14 protein-coding genes, 1 tRNA gene and 1 pseudogene are annotated in these 17,532 nt (G+C 64.3%); 9 read left to right on the forward strand and 7 right to left on the reverse strand.

What is annotated here, in order from left to right; all coding sequences use genetic code 11:
• Positions 1-6: 6 nt before the first annotated feature.
• From AC07M7_RS07030 to AC07M7_RS07045, 4 genes are all read left to right on the forward strand, one after another.
• The gene (locus AC07M7_RS07030; protein ID WP_495207020.1) at positions 7-1,047 is read left to right on the forward strand and encodes an amidohydrolase family protein; all 1,041 of its coding nucleotides are present in this window, start codon (positions 7-9) and stop codon (positions 1,045-1,047) included.
• A 14-nt stretch (positions 1,048-1,061) separates the two neighbouring features.
• Complete coding sequence (locus AC07M7_RS07035; RefSeq protein ID WP_495207021.1) at positions 1,062-2,273, forward strand: MFS transporter; 1,212 nt, start codon at positions 1,062-1,064, stop codon at positions 2,271-2,273.
• A gap of 12 nt (positions 2,274-2,285) precedes the next feature.
• On the forward strand, positions 2,286-5,378 hold the full coding sequence (gene ydiJ / locus AC07M7_RS07040; RefSeq protein ID WP_495207127.1) for a D-2-hydroxyglutarate dehydrogenase YdiJ: 3,093 nt from the start codon (positions 2,286-2,288) through the stop codon (positions 5,376-5,378).
• 203 nt (positions 5,379-5,581) lie between these two features.
• Positions 5,582-5,896 (forward strand): DUF1153 domain-containing protein, encoded by a 315-nt coding sequence (locus AC07M7_RS07045; RefSeq protein WP_495207018.1) that lies wholly within the window; start codon positions 5,582-5,584, stop codon positions 5,894-5,896.
• Here AC07M7_RS07045 and AC07M7_RS07050 read toward each other — a convergent pair.
• The 6 genes and pseudogenes from AC07M7_RS07050 to dtd all read right to left on the reverse strand — a co-directional run bounded on the left by AC07M7_RS07050 (position 5,824) and on the right by dtd (position 11,239).
• Positions 5,824-7,149 carry a DUF927 domain-containing protein gene (locus tag AC07M7_RS07050; protein ID WP_495207128.1) on the reverse strand — a complete coding sequence of 442 codons (1,326 nt, stop codon included), beginning with the start codon at positions 7,147-7,149 and terminating at the stop codon, positions 5,824-5,826. The two genes, AC07M7_RS07045 and AC07M7_RS07050, sit on opposite strands and share 73 nt — an antisense overlap.
• A 33-nt stretch (positions 7,150-7,182) precedes the next feature.
• Positions 7,183-7,720, reverse strand: a pseudogene (locus AC07M7_RS07055) (tyrosine-type recombinase/integrase); the annotation flags it as partial.
• A 181-nt stretch (positions 7,721-7,901) separates the two neighbouring features.
• Positions 7,902-7,977: transfer RNA gene (locus tag AC07M7_RS07060), tRNA-Ile, on the reverse strand.
• A 70-nt stretch (positions 7,978-8,047) separates the two neighbouring features.
• Complete coding sequence (locus AC07M7_RS07065) at positions 8,048-8,716, reverse strand: hypothetical protein (protein WP_495207022.1); 669 nt, start codon at positions 8,714-8,716, stop codon at positions 8,048-8,050.
• Positions 8,717-8,851: 135 nt separating this feature from the next.
• Positions 8,852-10,708: an RNA polymerase sigma factor RpoD gene (gene rpoD / locus AC07M7_RS07070; RefSeq protein ID WP_046983410.1), complete on the reverse strand. Its 1,857-nt coding sequence runs from the start codon at positions 10,706-10,708 to the stop codon at positions 8,852-8,854.
• 90 nt (positions 10,709-10,798) lie between these two features.
• Positions 10,799-11,239, reverse strand: coding sequence for a D-aminoacyl-tRNA deacylase (gene dtd, locus AC07M7_RS07075; RefSeq protein WP_046983411.1), 441 nt, complete (start codon positions 11,237-11,239; stop codon positions 10,799-10,801).
• A gap of 61 nt (positions 11,240-11,300) precedes the next feature.
• Between dtd and AC07M7_RS07080 the strand changes: the two genes are divergently transcribed.
• From AC07M7_RS07080 to AC07M7_RS07095, 4 genes are all read left to right on the forward strand, one after another.
• The gene (locus AC07M7_RS07080; protein WP_136638541.1) at positions 11,301-12,221 is read left to right on the forward strand and encodes a lauroyl acyltransferase; all 921 of its coding nucleotides are present in this window, start codon (positions 11,301-11,303) and stop codon (positions 12,219-12,221) included.
• 75 nt (positions 12,222-12,296) lie between these two features.
• Positions 12,297-13,430: a GTP cyclohydrolase II RibA gene (gene ribA, locus AC07M7_RS07085; protein WP_046983413.1), complete on the forward strand. Its 1,134-nt coding sequence runs from the start codon at positions 12,297-12,299 to the stop codon at positions 13,428-13,430.
• A 75-nt stretch (positions 13,431-13,505) separates the two neighbouring features.
• Positions 13,506-14,006, forward strand: coding sequence for a PH domain-containing protein (locus tag AC07M7_RS07090; RefSeq protein WP_046983414.1), 501 nt, complete (start codon positions 13,506-13,508; stop codon positions 14,004-14,006).
• Positions 14,003-15,541, forward strand: a complete 1,539-nt coding sequence (locus AC07M7_RS07095) for a PH domain-containing protein (protein WP_495207023.1) — start codon at positions 14,003-14,005, stop codon at positions 15,539-15,541. Before AC07M7_RS07090 ends, AC07M7_RS07095 begins: the two co-directional genes overlap by 4 nt.
• A 97-nt stretch (positions 15,542-15,638) precedes the next feature.
• On the opposite strand, the gene AC07M7_RS07100 is transcribed toward AC07M7_RS07095, so the two are convergent.
• The gene (locus AC07M7_RS07100; RefSeq protein ID WP_495207129.1) at positions 15,639-16,697 is read right to left on the reverse strand and encodes a CDP-glycerol glycerophosphotransferase family protein; all 1,059 of its coding nucleotides are present in this window, start codon (positions 16,695-16,697) and stop codon (positions 15,639-15,641) included.
• Here AC07M7_RS07100 and AC07M7_RS07105 point away from each other — a divergent pair.
• A complete protein-coding gene (locus AC07M7_RS07105; RefSeq protein ID WP_136638542.1) occupies positions 16,696-17,514 on the forward strand; it encodes a glycosyltransferase family 2 protein in 819 nt (272 codons plus the stop codon). The genes AC07M7_RS07100 and AC07M7_RS07105 overlap by 2 nt on opposite strands.
• Positions 17,515-17,532 lie beyond the last annotated feature (18 nt).

Below are 17,532 nucleotides of genomic sequence, written 5' to 3' on the forward strand. Positions count from 1 at the left end.
TCACGAATGCTGACTTTCTTGAAGGTATTGAGAGATCGGTGGAGTATGAACGCTGCGGGAAATCGAGCGGCCGACCAGGTAGTTTCGCAAGGGAGGGAAAATGTGAGCGCGGCCAATCACGATGTACCTCCGCCGCTGTGTGCGGCGGCACAAGACCAATTCGAGCCCCTCGAGTTCCAGGTGCCGTGGGGGGCGGTCGATGCGCACGCCCACGTCATTTCTGGCGATCCGGTCCACCTACTGGTGAGCAACCGCAGCTACACGCCGCCACCGGCTCCGGAGGCGAAGTACCTAACCATGCTCGATGCCCTGGGCATAACCTATGGTGTTCTGGTGCAGATCAGCGTTTACGGCACCGACAATCGATGCATGCTAGACACTCTGCGGCGCCATCCGAGCCGCTTGCGAGGTGTGGCCGTTGTCTCGCCCGAGATCACCGATCGCGAACTGGAGGAACTACACGAGGCCGGAGTGCGTGGGCTGCGCATCAACGTGCTTTTTGGCGGCGGCATCGGCTTTGCGGCGATGGAGAAGCTGGCTCACCGTATCAAGCATCTGGGTTGGCACATGCAGTTCCTGATGGACGTACGAGCCTTGCCAGAACTGCTGCCGCGCATGGCCGACTTACCTGTTCCTGGCGTGGTGGACCACATGGGGCACATGCCTGTGGAGGAAGGCCTAAATTCACCCGGTTTCACTTCGTTGCGTCGTCTGGTAGCTGATCACGGCTACTGGGTAAAGCTCTCGGGTGCCTATCGCATCAGTGATCGCTTCGAAACTTATGAAAACGTCAGCCCCTTCGCTCAATCTCTGATCGCCGATGCGCCGGATCGCATGCTTTGGGGCAGCGACTGGCCACATGTCTCCCAAAGCCGCACACCAAATACGGCCCGGCTGCTCAACCTCCTGGCGGCATGGGCGCCCGATTCCGGAATCCGCCATCGCATCCTCGTTACGAATCCCACTTGCCTTTATGGCTTCCCACCCATCGCCCAACCAGCCACGGCTGGGTATCCCTTACATACAACACGAAGAGATGAAGAATGAGCTGGTATAGCCAAATGAGCAAGACTGAGCGGCGCACCTTCACTGCCGCCTTTGGTGGCTGGGCACTCGACGCCTTCGACTTCATGATATTCACCTTCGTCATCACGACGATCAGCACGCTCTTCCAGATCGATAAGGGCCAAGCGGGCATGTTGGCCACCGTCACCTTGCTGTTCTCCGCTGTGGGCGGCTGGCTGGCTGGCATTCTGGCCGACCGTTTCGGGCGCGTGCGCGTCTTGCAGGGCACCATCCTCTGGTTTTCGGTATGCACGATGCTGATCGGCTTCGCACAGAACTTCGAGCAGATTCTGATACTGCGTGCACTGCAGGGGTTGGGCTTTGGTGGTGAATGGGCCGTGGGGTCAGTCCTGATGGGCGAGATGGTGCGCACCGAGTACCGCGGCCGAGCAGTCGGTACGGTGCAAAGCGGCTGGGCGGTGGGTTGGGGTCTTGCCGCCGTGCTCTACACCGTTGCCTTCACCTTGCTCCCAGAAGACTATGCATGGCGAGCCCTGTTCTGGATCGGCATCATTCCCGCTGTACTAGTGTTGTTCATTCGCCGACACGTGCCGGAGCCTGAACTGTTCCAACGCACTCAGAAGGCAGAAGTGAGCAGTCATCACCGTACCTCCGCATGGGCCATCTTCTCGCCGGCGCTCATCAAGACAACGGCGCTGAGCGCATTGCTGTGCACCGGGGTGCAGGGTGGTTATTACGCCGTGACCACTTGGCTGCCAACCTTCTTGAAGGTCGAGCGTAACCTGTCAGTCATTGGAACTGGTGGCTATCTGCTGGTGATCATCGTAGGCTCCTTCATCGGCTATCTGGTTGGCGCATACCTGACCGACCGCTTAGGCCGGCGGGCAAATCTGCTGATCTTCGCGGTGCTCTCGGGAGTTACCGTCTATGCGTACACTCAGATCGCTCTGTCCAACGAGCAGATGCTGTTGCTCGGTTTTCCGCTTGGCTTCGCTGCCTCTGGGATCTTCAGCGGCATGGGCGCGTATCTGACAGAGTTGTTCCCTTCTGCAGTCCGCGCCACGGGGCAGGGTTTCGCCTACAACTTCGGTCGCGGTATCGGCGCGCTGTTTCCCAGTTTGGTCGGCTATCTGGCGAATACTAAAGGCTTGGGCGTCGCCATCGGCATATTTGCTGGTGGAGCAGCGGTGATGGTTCTGCTGACTGCGATGCTGCTGCCCGAGACCAAAGGTCGGGAAATCTCCTGATGTTCCTTGCTGATGATATCGAAGCCACGTCTCTTCTTGGGCGCCTTTATGATCCCGCGCCTTGATCGTCTGCCCGCAGTGGGCAGCGTTTACCAAGAATTTGCGAAAGAGTTACGGCTGCATGGCTTTGAGGGGGAGGTGTGTGAGCGCCATTCCGAACGCACAGCGTTGGCGACCGACAACTCGATCTACCAGATACTGCCCGCATTGGTGGTGTTCCCCAAGAATTCGCAGGATCTCATCCGAATCGCTCGATTGGCCGCAAACGAGCGCTTTCGTGAGTTGCGACTGTTTCCGCGCGGTGGCGGCACCGGCACTAATGGCCAGTCACTAGGCGACGGCGTGGTAGTAGATGTGTCGCGTCACATGAATCGTATCCTCGAAATCAATGCCGAGCAGCGCTGGGCACGAGTGCAGGCGGGTGTAGTCAAGGACCAGCTGGATGCTGCCCTCAGGCCCTATGGCTTGTTCTTTGCGCCCGAGTTGTCTACTTCCAACCGGGCCACCGTCGGCGGCATGGTCAACACTGACGCCAGCGGGCAGGGATCGTGTGTCTACGGTAAGACCAGAGACCACGTGCTCGAGTTGAGCACGGTGCTCGCCGACGGGACGCTCTGGGCTTCGTCCGCAATCAGCGACGAAACACTCACGGATCTGCAGGCCCGAACAGATCTGGCGGGTCGCGTGCACCGCATCGTTGATGAAATTCAGAAACGCGACGCTGCGCTGATTGATCAACACTTTCCTAAGCTCAACCGCTGCCTGACCGGCTACGATCTAGCTCATATCCGCGACGCGCAGGGACGTTTCAATCTCAACAGCATTCTATGCGGAGCGGAAGGCAGTCTTGGCTTCGTTGCCGAAGCCAAACTGAATCTGTTACCCATCCCTAAGCACGCCGCGTTGGCGGTGGTGAGCTACACCAGCTTCGACGCCGCACTGCGCGATGCGCCTCGACTGCTCAAGTTGCAGGCCACATCCATCGAAACCATCGATGCCCTGGTGCTGCGTTTGGCACGCGATGACATCAGCTGGCCAGAAATTGCCCGCTTCTTCCCCGGCGCCTCACAACCCCTCGAGGGCGTGAATCTAGTGGAGTTCACTGCCGACGACCCGGCGGCTCTCGACGCCGCACTGAACAACGCTTTGGGCCTGTTAGACGGCGTGAGCACCGCCTCCGGCGTGCTGGGCCACTGCATTGTTCGTGTCCATACCGAGGCGGAGAGCATCTGGACCATGCGCAAGCGTGCGGTGGGACTGCTGGGGCGACTTCGCGGTGAGCGACGCCCGCTGCCTTTCGTTGAAGACACGGCGGTCCCCCCCGAGAACTTGGCCGACTATATCGCGGAGTTCCGCGAACTATTGGACGGCTTCGGGCTGGTCTATGGCATGTTCGGTCATGCCGATGCGGGCGTGTTGCATGTGCGCCCGGCGCTAGACATGAAAGATCCGGCGCAAGAGGGCAAGATCCGGGCAATCACCGATGCGGTCGTGACCTTGACGCGCAAGTATGGTGGTGTGCTGTGGGGGGAGCATGGAAAGGGACTGCGCTCGGAGTACGCACCGGCCTTTTTTGGTCCCTTGTATGCACGTTTGCAGGACATCAAGGCGGTATTCGATCCGCATAATCAGTTCAATCCCAGAAAGATTGCAGCACCTGCGGGGAAGATGCTGACGCGCTTGAATGAAGCTCCAACGCGTGGCCAGCGTGATCGTGTTATTCCCATCGCCGTACGCCGTCACTTTGAGGACTCGCTGCATTGCAACGGCAACGGTTCCTGCTTCAACTTCGATGCCGACGACGCCATGTGTCCGTCGTGGAAAGCGACACGTGACCGGCGCTTTTCACCCAAAGGCCGCGCCGGGCTGCTGCGCGAATGGCTGTACCTTGTCAGCCAAGCGGGTCAGGCCGAGCAGTTGAACATCAGAGCCGCCAGCATATGGCAGCGCATGGCGGCACTGCCCGTAAGGCTCCGCAACACTCTCGGCAATTGCGGTGGCGAATATGACTTTTCGCACGAGGTCAAGGAAGCGATGGACTCCTGCCTCTCCTGCAAATCCTGTGCGGGACAGTGTCCCATTAAGGTGGATGTACCTGCTTTTCGAGCGAAGTTCCTAGCCCTGTACTACACCCGCTATCTTCGCCCAACACGGGATTGGCTGTTGGCCTGTCTGGAACCCATGCTGCCCTGGATGGCCAAGGCTCCATACCTCATGAATGCGCTGATGGCCAGCGCGCCGTCGCGGTGGATGCTGCGCCGTGTTGGCCTGGTGCATATCCCTCGCTTGAGTGGTCTCGACCTGGCGGCCCAGGCGCGCCGTGCCGGCTTTGCGGTGGCCACGTTACAAAGCATTGCAGCGACCACTGAGCAGGGACAATGCCCCGTAGTGCTTGTGCAGGACGCATTCACTAGCCATTTCGAGTCCGATCTCGTGCTTGACACCCTGCGGCTGCTTGAAGGACTCGGCTTTCAGCCTCTGTTGGCGCCCTACTTGCCCAACGGCAAGCCGCTGCATGTGCATGGTTTCCTGAACGGGTTTCGCCGCACGGCCAAGTGCAATGCCCGCATGCTCCAGAACCTGGCCGCTACGGGCGTACCGCTGGTCGGCATTGATCCGGCAATGACACTGGTCTACCGCTCGGAATACAGGGAGGTAATGGGCGAAGCGGAATGGCCGCGCGTCAAACTTCTTCAGGAGTGGCTGGCCGAAACACTGGTGCCGCATGGCAGCGCCGTGCCCGATGACGCAGAGCCCTATTTGCTGCTACCCCATTGCACAGAACGGACCAACGCTGCGGGTGCGATAGAGCATTGGAAGCATGTGTTCGCGGCATTCGGCGTCCGGTTGAATGTCCAGACATCGGGGTGCTGTGGTATGTCAGGCACCTATGGCCATGAAACTCGCAATCGCCCGACTTCCGAAGCGATCTACGGGATGAGTTGGGCACCGTTGGTGGCACGGCACCATGCAGGCGCCAGATTGATGGCGACGGGCTATTCCTGTCGCAGCCAGGTGCGTGCGATGGACTCGGTAACTCTACCTCATCCCGTGCAGGTTCTACTTGCGCTGCACCGTACGGTGACTCAATCCCGCAAAGCTTGAGATCGCTCGGGCTGTGACATATGCGTTTGCGAGCGCATGGAACTTCGATATCTACGCAACATTCTCGCTGAAACTAAATAGCTTCGTCTCATCACCGCAGCCTACTGATTGCATATCGATCGATCTCACCTGTCCCGCACTATCAAGGTGTAATGACCCACTGAAATCCTGCTCAGGTGTTACTTTCCCCGAAGGAGACACCGATGAGCGAAGTGATGGAAGAAGAGATCAAACGTTGGACGGCCCGGCGCAAGTCGGCGCTGGCCCTTGAGATCATCCAGGGCAAGACGACGGTAGCGGCGGCCAGTTGCCAGTTCGACCTGACCCCAGCCGAGATCGAGAGCTGGGTCGAAGACGGTAAGCGCGGCATGGACAATGCCCTACGGGCCAAGTCGGAGGACGTGCGCGAGCAGTACGAGCGCCAGCTCAAGGACCTGCAGGAAGCCTACGGCGAGGCGATGCTGGAGATCCGCGCCCGAAAAAAGCTGGCCTCCCTGCTGGGAAAAGACGAGAGCTGATGCTCTCGGTCCAGCAGGGCTTGAAGGACGACGGTGTAGCGGTACCGCTGGTCAAGCTGTGCCAGTCGTTCGGCGTGGCACGGCGGACCATGTACTACAAGCCGACCCGGTCGCCTGCAAAGGTGAAAGCCGAGCTTGCCGAGCCAATCAAGGAGTTGATCGAGGCCGAGCCGTCGTTTGGCTACCGCACGGTGGCTGCGTTGCTTGGCATGAACAAGAACACCGTCCAGCGGATCTTCCAGCTCAAGGGCTGGCAGGTGCGCAAGCGCGCACTTGGGCAACGGCCGAGGATCGAGGCGAAGGTGTCTCGTGCCGAACGTCCTGACCAGCGCTGGGCCATGGGCCTTAAAGAACGCACGCACGTGCGAGAGCAGCGCATCGGTGTCGGCACTGCCGGTCCCACCGCGACGCTGCATCCATGCCTGAAAGCACATCGCCACGCCCCGTGTAGCCTCGCCATTGGACCAGCCGGTGATGCGGTGGCGGCAACTGCTGGCCAAGTCTCCGGCAAAGGCGACAACGGCAAAACGCTCGGCCACGCGGCGCACCTCACCGGAGGCATCCTCAGGTACATAGGTGGCCAGAAATCGATCCGTGGATTCGCGCAGCTGGGCGGTCAGCGTAGGGCTGTCTTGCTGGGTCAGGTAACCCATCCAAAGCGGCCAAGGTGCGCCGTAGGTTCGCGCGGCGGCGTCCTTGAGCAGAGCCGACAGCGCCGCGCCGTCACTGGCATCGTGCAGGCGCTCAAACACACCATGCCCGCCCTCGGCCTCAGCCGGTACGTCGGCCAGGCGCACGGACTGGCCCGCCCGTGCCTGCTTACCCACCTCGGCCATGTGCTGGGCCAGTCCGACCTCGCCAGCCGACAGGATCAGCACCCGCCAGCGTGCTGCCGCACGGGCCTCACCGGCCCGGTTGGCGCGGCTCTTGCCATTGCCGTTGGCCAGCAGATAGGCGGCATCACCGGCCTGCTTGGGATCGATCTGCGCCAGTTCATCCAGAATGAGCGTGGCATCGTTGTGCAACACCGCCACGCCTTCCAGACCGTTGGCCGTGCTGCGCCACTCGCGGGCATATTCTGGGAGACCGACCACGCTGGCCGCCACGCGCAGCGCGGTGCTCTTGCCGCTGCTGCTGCCGCCGACCAGGTGGAAACCACCGCCCGTAGCGCCGGTGAAGTGCAGCAGCGGCCCGGCGAACATGGCTGACACCGCCAGCACCAGACGCGAGTTGTCCTGACAACGTCGGGCCACGTCGCGTCGCCAGTCATCCAGCGAGCCAACGGCCGCATATCGGATTACTTGGCTGACCTGCATCCGCGCCCGATGTGCTGTTTCGAGCCCCCCGCCCTTCGATCTTACGCAGCGTCTCCAACAGTTCACGTGCTGTGATCGCTGCAATGGGTCGTTGGCCGATGGAGGGCGTCAGATCCTTTTCGATCAAGCGTGTCTCTCGCTTCACCGACCCGGCAGACAGCTTCTTGGCTCTCATCGCCAGATGTTCACGTGCCAGCGCCTCGAACGTGTTGGTGGCCAGTTCCAGGCTGGCCACCTTCTGCGCCTTGCGCTGCTCACCGGGATCAACACCTTCCGCCAACAGCTTTCGCACAGCAGCATGGCGCTCGCGCACAGATGCCAGGCTCACCTCTGGATAAGTGCCAAGCGACAGCGTGTTGCGCTTCCCGGTCACAGGACGCCGATAGTCCCAGCGCCACCATCTGGCGCCATCAGGTTTCAGCAGGAGATACAGGCCTCCACCTTCTCGCAGCTTCTGCACGACAGCGGTTGGCTTGGTCTTGCGAATGGCGGTATCGGTCAATGACATGTTGACGGTAGCTGAGTTGGCGGTAACAAGTATGGAGCGAGTGGAGGTTACCGCCAAAGATACCGCCAGAGAAGTCTGGATTCTGCTGGATCAAGTAGGACTCAATCGGACGCAAAAAAGGCCGAAACCCCTGTTTTTTCAGGATATTTCAGCCTTCATAGGACGACATAGGATCATCAGTTGGTGGGCCCACCAGGATTCGAACCTGGAACCAAGGGATTATGAGTCCCCTGCTCTAACCGTTGAGCTATAGGCCCGGTGCAGCCTCACAGTGTAGTGAGGCTGGCAATGGGTTTCCACTGCGCGCCAAACCAGGCCCGTGCGCCACTACTGCCCCAGGCGCTGCATCAACCGATCCAATGGAGCACGGTTGTGGTACTCACCGCGCAGGCCGCGCTCGCGCTCGCCACACTCCCCATTGTCGGCCACCACCAGGTCGGTGCCGCGCAGCAGTACTCGTGTCGTGCAGCGCCCCTGGTGCAGGTACAGCACGTCCTCATCCTCCTCTGGTGCAACACGGCCCACAACCCGCGGCGCGGCGCCCTCGCCGTTACCAGGCACGCTCAGCTCGAATGCGCCCCCCTTGGCTGCGATGTCGATGGCATTTCCGTCGCTGCGCTCCCAATGGGCAACCCAGTCGGTCAGGCTGGTCTCGACATAGTTGCTCGTTTTCATCACGCGCGGCTCCGGTGCCCAGCCCACCACTTCCTTGCTCGGCGGACGTACTTTCACGCAGTAGTAGCTGTTCCAGCGGTCGCCGATCACCAGGCCAGTGCCCGGTTCCATCTCCTCGCCACTGCGGCACCCATCACGCTCTTCGTCCAGGCAGCCTTCCGCCTCGCCCAGCAACAGCACCTCCCCGGCGTCGACCACGCGGCCCACGACATAGTCGAACTGGCTGCTGAAGAAACTCTCGGCATTGCACGCCGGCGGTTGTGGAGTATCCGCCCAGGCAACCAGCGGTGACAGCGAGAGCAGCAGGATCGGCAGTTTCATCGGCATTCCATTGACCTGGGCGAAAACAGGACACGTATCCTATCCCCTCGCCTGCAACGCGGATGATCGCAGGCAAAAAAAACAGACCCCGCTTGCGCGGGGTCTGTCAGGTACTTCATGTGCAGCGGATACGCGTCAGTCGATATCCAGGAAGCTGCGCAGCTGCTCCGAGCGGCTCGGGTGACGCAGCTTGCGCAGGGCCTTCGCTTCGATCTGGCGGATGCGCTCGCGGGTCACGTCGAACTGCTTGCCGACCTCTTCCAGCGTGTGGTCGGTGTTCATGTCGATGCCGAAGCGCATGCGCAGCACCTTGGCTTCACGCGGGGTGAGGCCGGCCAGCACGTCACGCACGGTTTCAGACAGGTTGATGTTGGTGGTGTTCTCGATCGGGGACTCCACGTTGGTGTCCTCGATGAAGTCGCCCAGATGGGAATCCTCGTCGTCACCGATCGGGGTTTCCATCGAGATCGGCTCCTTGGCGATCTTCATCACCTTGCGGATCTTGTCTTCCGGCATGTCCATTTCCTTGGCCAGCTCCTCCGGCGTGGCCTCGCGGCCGTACTGCTGGAGCATCTGGCGGGAAATGCGGTTCAACTTGTTGATCGTTTCAATCATGTGCACCGGGATACGGATGGTGCGCGCCTGATCGGCGATCGAACGGGTGATGGCCTGGCGGATCCACCAGGTCGCATACGTGGAGAACTTGTAGCCACGACGGTATTCGAACTTGTCCACGGCCTTCATCAAGCCGATATTGCCTTCCTGGATCAGGTCGAGGAACTGCAGGCCGCGGTTGGTGTACTTCTTGGCGATCGAGATCACCAGGCGCAGGTTGGCCTCGACCATTTCCTTCTTGGCCTTGCGCGCCTTGGCTTCGCCGTAGGCCATGGCACGGCTGAGTTCCTTCAGATCGTCCAGGTCCAGCTGGGTCAGCTTCTCGATGTCGATCGTCGCCTGCTGTTCGGCGATGATCTGGTCCTTCACTTCGCGCAGGGCCGATGACCACTTCTGCTTGCGCTTCAGTGCGTCTTCCACCCACTCCAGGTTGGTCTGGTTGCCTTCCCAGGAGCGGATGAAATCCTTGCGCGGCATGCGTGCGGTGACGGTCGCCAGGTTCAGCACGCGGCGCTCATGGGCCTTGATGCCGGCCATGGTGTCGCGCAGCTGCTTGGTCAGCACGTCGGTCAGCGGCAGCGGCAGCTTCAGGGTGACGAACACCGCCGACATCTCCTCGCGGAGCTTCAGCAGGCTCTTCTTGTCGCCCTTGGCCACAGCCTTCTTGAACGCATTGAAGGCATCGCTCAGCGCCTGCATGCGCGCGGCGACTTCCTCCGGGTCCGGACCGGTCGGTGCGGCTTCTTCATCGCCGCCCTCGACATCATCGTCCTCTTCCTCGTCAGCGTCGGCGTCGGCGTCGTCACCGTCATCGGAGGCAGCGGGCGCGGCCGGGGCGGCCACTTCTTCAGCCAGGTCGTTGAAGCCGACGATCACCTCGGCCAGGCGCTTCTTGCCTTCCTTGTGGGCTTCGTAATCGTTCAACAGCGATTCGACCGACACCGGGAACTGGCCCAGTGCGGCCTGCACCTGCGAAAGGCCTTCCTCGATGCGCTTGGCGATGGCGATTTCGCCTTCGCGGGTCAGCAGCTCGACGGTGCCCATTTCGCGCATGTACATGCGCACCGGGTCGGTGGTACGGCCACCTTCGGTGTCGAGTGCGCTCAGCGCGGCGGCAGCTTCTTCGGCCGCGGTGTCATCGACTTCGCGGTTACCGGTGTTGCCGTCATTGAGAAGCAGGGTTTCGACATCCGGCGCAACTTCATGGACATCAATGCCCATGCCGTTGATCATGCCGATGATGTCTTCGATCTGTTCCGGGTCGACCATGTCGTCCGGCAGATGGTCATTGACTTCGGCGTAGGTCAGGTAGCCCTGTTCCAGGCCCTTGCTGATCAGTTGCTTGATTTCGGATTGGGCAGGACGTTCGTTGGCCATGTAGTGCTCGCGCCACCGGCTAGGGGGAAATAGGGAACGTAGCATTATACCAGCCCGGGGCCCCGCCTGCCGGGCGGTGGTCCCGCAGGCTCAGGGCCTGAGAAGGAAGGTCACGGGACCGTCATTGACCAGGCTGACGACCATATGGGCACCAAATCGGCCCGTTTCCACCCCCGGCGCGTGATTTTCACGACAGATCTCGACAAATCGATTGAACCCCTGTTCAGCCTCTGCCGGCGGAGCGGCGCTGGTGAAACTCGGGCGCATGCCCGAACGGGTATCTGCGGCCAGGGTGAACTGACTGACCAGCAGCAGCCCGCCACCGGTGTCGCGCAATGATCTGTTCATCTTTCCGGCCTCGTCGGCGAACACCCGGTAGCCCAGCAGGCGCTCGGCCATCCGCTGCAGCTGGGCTTCGGTATCGCCCGGCTCCATCCCCACCAGCGCCAGTAGGCCGGGGCCGATCTGCCCCACCGCTTCGTCATCGACATGGACGGCGGCCTGGCTGACACGTTGGATCAGGACGAGCATCTGCGGGCTTCCAATGAACAGGCCGGCCACGATAGCAGCGCCCTTGGCTAAACTGGCGCCGATGAATCCGCAACGCAAAGCCCGGCTGGTCTACCGCGCCACCACCCTGTTCGCCCGCCTGCCCTGGCCGCTGCTGCGGGGATTCGCGCGCGGCCTGGCGTGGGCGTGGATCAATCTCAACGCCCGCGAGAGCCGCGTCACCCGGCGCAACCTGGAACTGGCCTATCCAGAACTGGACGGCGCCGCACGCGACCGCCTGCACCGCGAGCTGCTGCGCTCCACCGCCCTGCAGGCCATCGAGACCCTGCGCCTGTGGAGCCAGGAACCCGCCGACAACCTGCGCCTGCACCTGAAGCAGCGCCACGGCGAAGCCCTGTACGACGCGGCGCTGGCCAGTGGCAAGGGCGTGATCGTGGCCGCGCCGCACTTCGGCAACTGGGAGCTGTTGAACCAATGGCTGGCCTCGCGCGGGCAGATCGCCATCGTCTACAAGCCGCCGGAGGACGAGGCCAGCGACGCCTTCCTGCAGATCGTGCGCGGCGGCCAGAACGTGCAGCAGGTGCGCGCCGAAGGCCCGGCCGTGCGCCAGCTGTTCAAGGTACTCAAGGACGGCGGTGCCACCGGCATCCTGCCCGACCAGCAGCCCAAGGCCGGCGATGGCGTGTTCGTGCCATTCTTCGGCGTGCAGGCACTGACCATGACCCTGGTCAACCGCCTGGCCGAACGCACGGGGGCCACCGTGCTGTACGGCTGGTGCGAGCGGATCGGCCCGGACATGGAATTCGCGCTGCACATCGAGCCGACCGACCCGTCCGTGGCCGACCCGGACCCGCAGGTGGCCGCCACCGCGCTCAACGCCGGCATCGAGCGGATCGCCCGCCGCGACCCGGCGCAGTATCAGTGGACCTACAAGCGCTATACCCTGCGACCACCGGGCAGCGACGAGGAAGACCCGTATGCGACCGAAGAGCATCCACACTGAAAGCCGCTCCCGCCGGCCTGCGACAGACCGCCGCAGCACGTTGAATACGACGCTGGCGCCCCCATAGAGACACCGATGTCTGCCTCCCCCGGTCCTGCCATGTCTGCTTCTTCCCTGTTCGGCGATCCGGCCGCGATCCGCTGCGAGCGCGCGGTGGCCGAACTGCGCGCCGGTCGCCCGGTCCTGCTCCATGATGGCCAGGGCCAGCGCCTGGCGGTGATCGCGCTGGACAGCGCCACCGCCAGCAGTTTCGCGGCCTTCGCCACTGCCGCGCGCGAGCGCCACTACCTGTTCCTGACCGCCACCCGCGCCCGCGTGCTCGGGGTGGAGGCCGCGGAGGGCGCGCGCCTGCCGCTGGCCGGTGTCGCCTTCGATGCCCTGCCCTCGCTGGGCTACCTGCGCGAGCCGGGCCCGATGCCGGACGGCTGGAGCGCCGGTGACGCCTTCGATGCCGGCGCAGTGGAACTGGCCCGCCTTGGCCTGCTGCTGCCGGCGATGGTGGCGGTGCGCCTGGACGTCGATGACCGCACCTTCGACGGTGCCGCCGAAGTGGCGCTGTGCGACCTGGCTGAAGGCGCGGCGCATGCCGCCCACGATTACGAGCTGGTGGCGCGTTCACCGGTGCCGCTGCGCGACGTCGGCATGACCACCTTCGCGGTGTTCCGCGGTGGCGTGGCCCAGCGCGACCAGGTGGCGATCATCGTCGGCGAACCGGACCTGTCAGCCGTGGTACCGGTGCGGGTGCATTCCTCGTGCCTGACCGGCGACCTGTTCGGTTCACTCAAGTGCGACTGCGGCGATCAGCTGCGGCGTGGCCTGCGCAAGCTGAAGGAACTGGGTGGCGGCGTACTGCTGTACCTGGACCAGGAAGGCCGTGGCACCGGCATCGCCGCGAAGATGCGTGCTTACGGCTACCAGCACGACGGCCTGGACACCATCGATGCCGATGCACAGCTGGGCTTTGGTGCCGACGAGCGCCGCTACGGCAGCGCGGTGGCGATGCTGCGTGGCCTGGGCATCGCGCGCGTGGCCCTGCTCAGCAACAATCCGACCAAGGCGCAACGCCTGCGCAATGCCGGCATCGAGGTGCTGGACTGCATCCCGGTCACCGGCGAGATCACCGCCGAGAACGAGCATTACCTGCGCACCAAGGCCGACCGCGCCGGTCACATGCTCGATGTCGACGCGCTGATCCAGGCTGCCCAGTAATACGGCCGACCTGCTACCGTCTGCGCGGTGCGGTCGTCGCCGCCATCGCCTGCCCTGCTGCCTGACGGAGCCCGCGTGACCGAAGCCTCGATACCTGCACCGCTCACCTCTGACTGGCAGGCGCTGCCAGCACGCGCCGCGCGCCTGGCAGCACTGGAAGGCGCATTCGGCGGCCTGTTCGTGCCGGGCCTTCCGCTCGCAGCGGCCTGGTGGTTCTTCGATCTGCCCGCCGGCCTGTGGGGCGCCGTGGTCGGGCTGCTGGTGGGCATCGCCTTCGGCGCCTGGCTCGGCCGCCGGCGCCTGACCCGCACCCGCTGGCGCCTGGATGCGCAGGGACTGGGCCTGCGCCGCGATCTGATGTGGCAGCTGGAAACGCGCATTCCCATTTCGCGCGTACAGCACCTGGACCTGCGCCGCGGTCCGCTGGAACGCCGCGCCGGGTTGGCCACGCTGATCGTGCACACCGCCGGTACCCGCATGAGCGCGGTCACCGTGAGCGGCCTGGACGAGGCCGATGCCGAGCGCCTGCGCGACACCCTCTCGCACCAGCTCGACCAGGACGCCGACGCCCTGTGAGCCAGCCGCCACCCCTGCCCGCGTCGCTGCCCAACGGTGGCGAGGATCATCGCCTGCACCCGTGGTCGTGGCTGTTCGTGCTGCTGATGCAGCTGCGCCACTACTTCCTGCCGCTGGTGGCGCTACTGGTGTTCGGCCAGCGCGGTGACCGCGATCCGATGTGGGCCCAGCTCATTCCACTGTCGGCAATTGCCGTGCTGGTGCTGGTATCGGTGCTGCAGTACCTCAGCTATCGCTACCGCATCGGCAGCGATGCGATCACCGTGCGCAGCGGCCTGCTGGCGCGCAACCGGCGGGAAATTCCATTCGCCCGCATCCACAACGTGGAAGTGCGGCAGAACCCGCTGCATCGCCTGTTCGGCGTGGCCGAGCTGCGCCTGGAATCGGCTGGCGGCGTGCGTCCGGAAGCGGAGATGCGGGTACTGAAGCTGGACCAGGCACTGGCCTTGGAACGGCTGGTGCGCCAGCGCGGACAAGCACCGCAGGCTGGCGACGTGACCACATCCGGGCAGGTGGCCGACGCTGACAGCGAACATGTGCTGCTGCGCCTGTCGAGCTGGGACGTGGTGCGCATGGGCCTTCTCTCCAACCGCGGCTGGGCGCTGGCGATCGCCGCGTTCGGCGTGCTGTTCCAGACCGTGCCGCGGCCGGTGATGGACGACGCCCTCCAGCGCGGCGGCCGCGACGCCTTCGGCTATGCAAGCCACCTGCACCCCGGCGTGGCCGGCGCCTTCCTGCTGCTGGCCGCGGCCTTGCTGCTGGGCTGGCTGGGACTGCGTGCGCTGTCGGTGGTGCTGACCCTGCTGCGCTACCACGGCTTCACCCTCAGTGAGCAGGAGCGCCGCCTGACCGTATCGGCCGGACTGCTCAGCCGCACCCGCAGCAGCGTGGCGCGGCGCCGCATCCAGGCCTGGACGCTGCGCGAAAGCACCCTGCATCGTTGGTTCGGCCTGCGCCAGCTGCGCATCGACAGCGCTGCTGGTGGGCCGTCTCGCGATGAGGACCGCGCCCTGCGCGAACTTGCGCCGCTGGCGTCCAGTACGCGTTGTGAGCAGCTGGTGCAGCACCTGCTGCCGCAGCTGCAGTGGCCGCCGCTGCAATGGCACGCCATTCCGCAGCGTGGCTGGTGGCGGTTGTGCCTGGGCGCGCTGCTGCTGGTGCCCCTGCTGGCCGCGGCCGGGTACTGGCGCTGGGGGCCCTGGGGCCTGGTCGTGCTGGCCTGGCTGCCGGTGGCACTGCTGGTCGCGCACCGGCAGATGGCGCGCATGGGCTGGTACCTGGACGATCAATACGTCGCGGTGCGCGGCGGCTGGTGGAAGCGCTGGTGGCGCTGGGCCGAACTGGACAAGGTGCAGGGCCTTCGCCTGCAGCGTTCGCCGCTGGACAAGCTGCTGGGCACCAGCAGCCTGCAGCTGGATACCGCCGGCGCACATGGTGATGTGGCGCTGACCCTGCACCATCTGCCGCGCGCGCAGGCGCAGCAGGTGATGGAGCAGTTGGCTGCGGCGCTGGCACGGCGCAAGCTGCGCTGGTGATGGCAGGGTCGGATTCCGGACATGTAGCAGGTAGTGCCGGCCGCTGGCCGGCAATTGCAGACATTTCCCGGGTTGCCGGCCAGCGGCCGGCACTACCTCAACGCTGCGACCGGCCCCAATAACCCAGGTCCTTGCGGATCTGCAGATCGCGCAGCCAGGTGCCGAACGGCTTGCGGCGCAGCGCGCCCATTTCGCCAGCCAGGAAATCCTCGGTGGCGGTGATCACCCGCTCGCTGGACAGGCCATCGCGATACGGGTGGATGGTATCGGCGTAGCGCACGATCTCCGCCTGCAGCGCGGCGTCCGGATGCAGCGCACGCTGCAGCATTGCCGGCAGCTGCGCCGCATCGTCGAAGTCGATCATGTGCGGTTTGGGCACGCGGTTGCGGAAGGTCACCACCGGCTTGTGCTGGACGATGAACTCCGAAACGATCGACGAGGTATCCGACACCAGCACATCGGCAGCACGCTGCGCGGCCATCACCTGCTCAGGCTCGATGAAACGGGCATTGGCACCGGCCAGCGCGCGGTAGCGCTCGAACAGCTCCGGCGGGCACTTCGGGTGCAGGGTCAGCAGCCAGTAGCGCTCACCGGCGGCGATGTCGGCGGCGATCTGCGCATGCAGGTGCGGGGCCGCGCTGAGCCGCTCGGTGAAGGTCGAGCCAAACAGGATCACCGGGCGCCCACCTGCCGGCGCGCGCAGCGCAGCGCTCTCGCCGCCATCGTCGCGGAACAGCGGGTCCAGCTTCGGCCAACCGGTCTCTGCCACCGCGAAATGGCCCTGCAGGGCGGCGATCTCGCGGAACGGCGCGGTGGTCGCCGGGCCCTGGGTGCAGTACAGGTCGAACATGCCGCGCACCCGGAAGTGGCCGCGCGCACTGTCCCGCTTCTCCACATTGAACCCATGGAACAGCTGCACCTTGGCCCCGGACAGGAAGGTCGGCACCCAGTTGGCCGCGCTGAACACCGCTCGCGGACGCATCGCCAGGGCCTGCTTCAGGCCGATGTTGGGCACCCCCGGCAGAGCACTGCCCTCGGCGCCGTCCTCGAACCAGGCTGCCACCTCCTGCCCGGAGGCGTGCAAGGCCTGCGCCAACGGGGCGAGAATAGGCAGCGCATAACGCTCCGTCGCAAACAACAGGTACCCGGCCATCATGTCCTCCACGACCGCTCCCATCGAACGGCCTCGCATCTCGGCCTGCATTATCGCGTTCAACGAGGCTGGGCGCATCGGCGACTGCCTGGCCTCGCTGCCCTTCTGCGACGAGATCGTGGTGGTGGACTCGTATTCCACCGATGCCACCGTGGCCATCGCCGAGGCCGCCGGCGCCCGGGTGCTGCAGCGCCCGTTCGAGGGTTTCCGCAGCCAGAAGGCGTTCTGCGTAGAACAGGCGACGCACGACTGGGTGCTGTGCCTGGACGCCGACGAGCGCATCAGCCCGGAACTGCGCGCGGCCATCGAACAGGCCCGTGACGGTGGCTTCACCGGCCATGCTGGCTACCGCTTCGCCCGCCTGTCGGAGTACTTCGGCAGGTTCCTGCGCCATGGCAACGCCTACCCGGACCGGGTGATGCGCCTGTTCGACCGCCGCAAGGGGGGCTGGCGCGGCAAGCGCGAGATCCACGAGGCGGCCAGTGTCGACGGCAGCGTCGGCACCCTGCAGGGCGACCTGATCCACTACCCCTACCGCTCATTGCAGCAGCAGCTGGCCAAGACCGAGAAGTACGCGCGGATGATGGCCGAGCACGAATTCGCACGCGGCAAGCGCGCCACCCTGGGCAAGCTGGTGCTGGCGCCCGCCTGGCGGTTCTGGCGCGGCTTCCTGTTCCGCGGCGGCTTCCGCGACGGCTGGCATGGCCTGGTCTACGCCTATGTTCGCGCCAATTACGTGCGCCAGAAGACCATCATGCTGTGGATGCTGGGCAACGGTCAGGCCGTGGCCGACCCGGCGGTCCGCCCGGACCGGCCCTGAGCCTGCTGTGTCACACTG

It is taken from the genome of Stenotrophomonas sp. GW821-FHT09E08, from assembly GCF_059416125.1.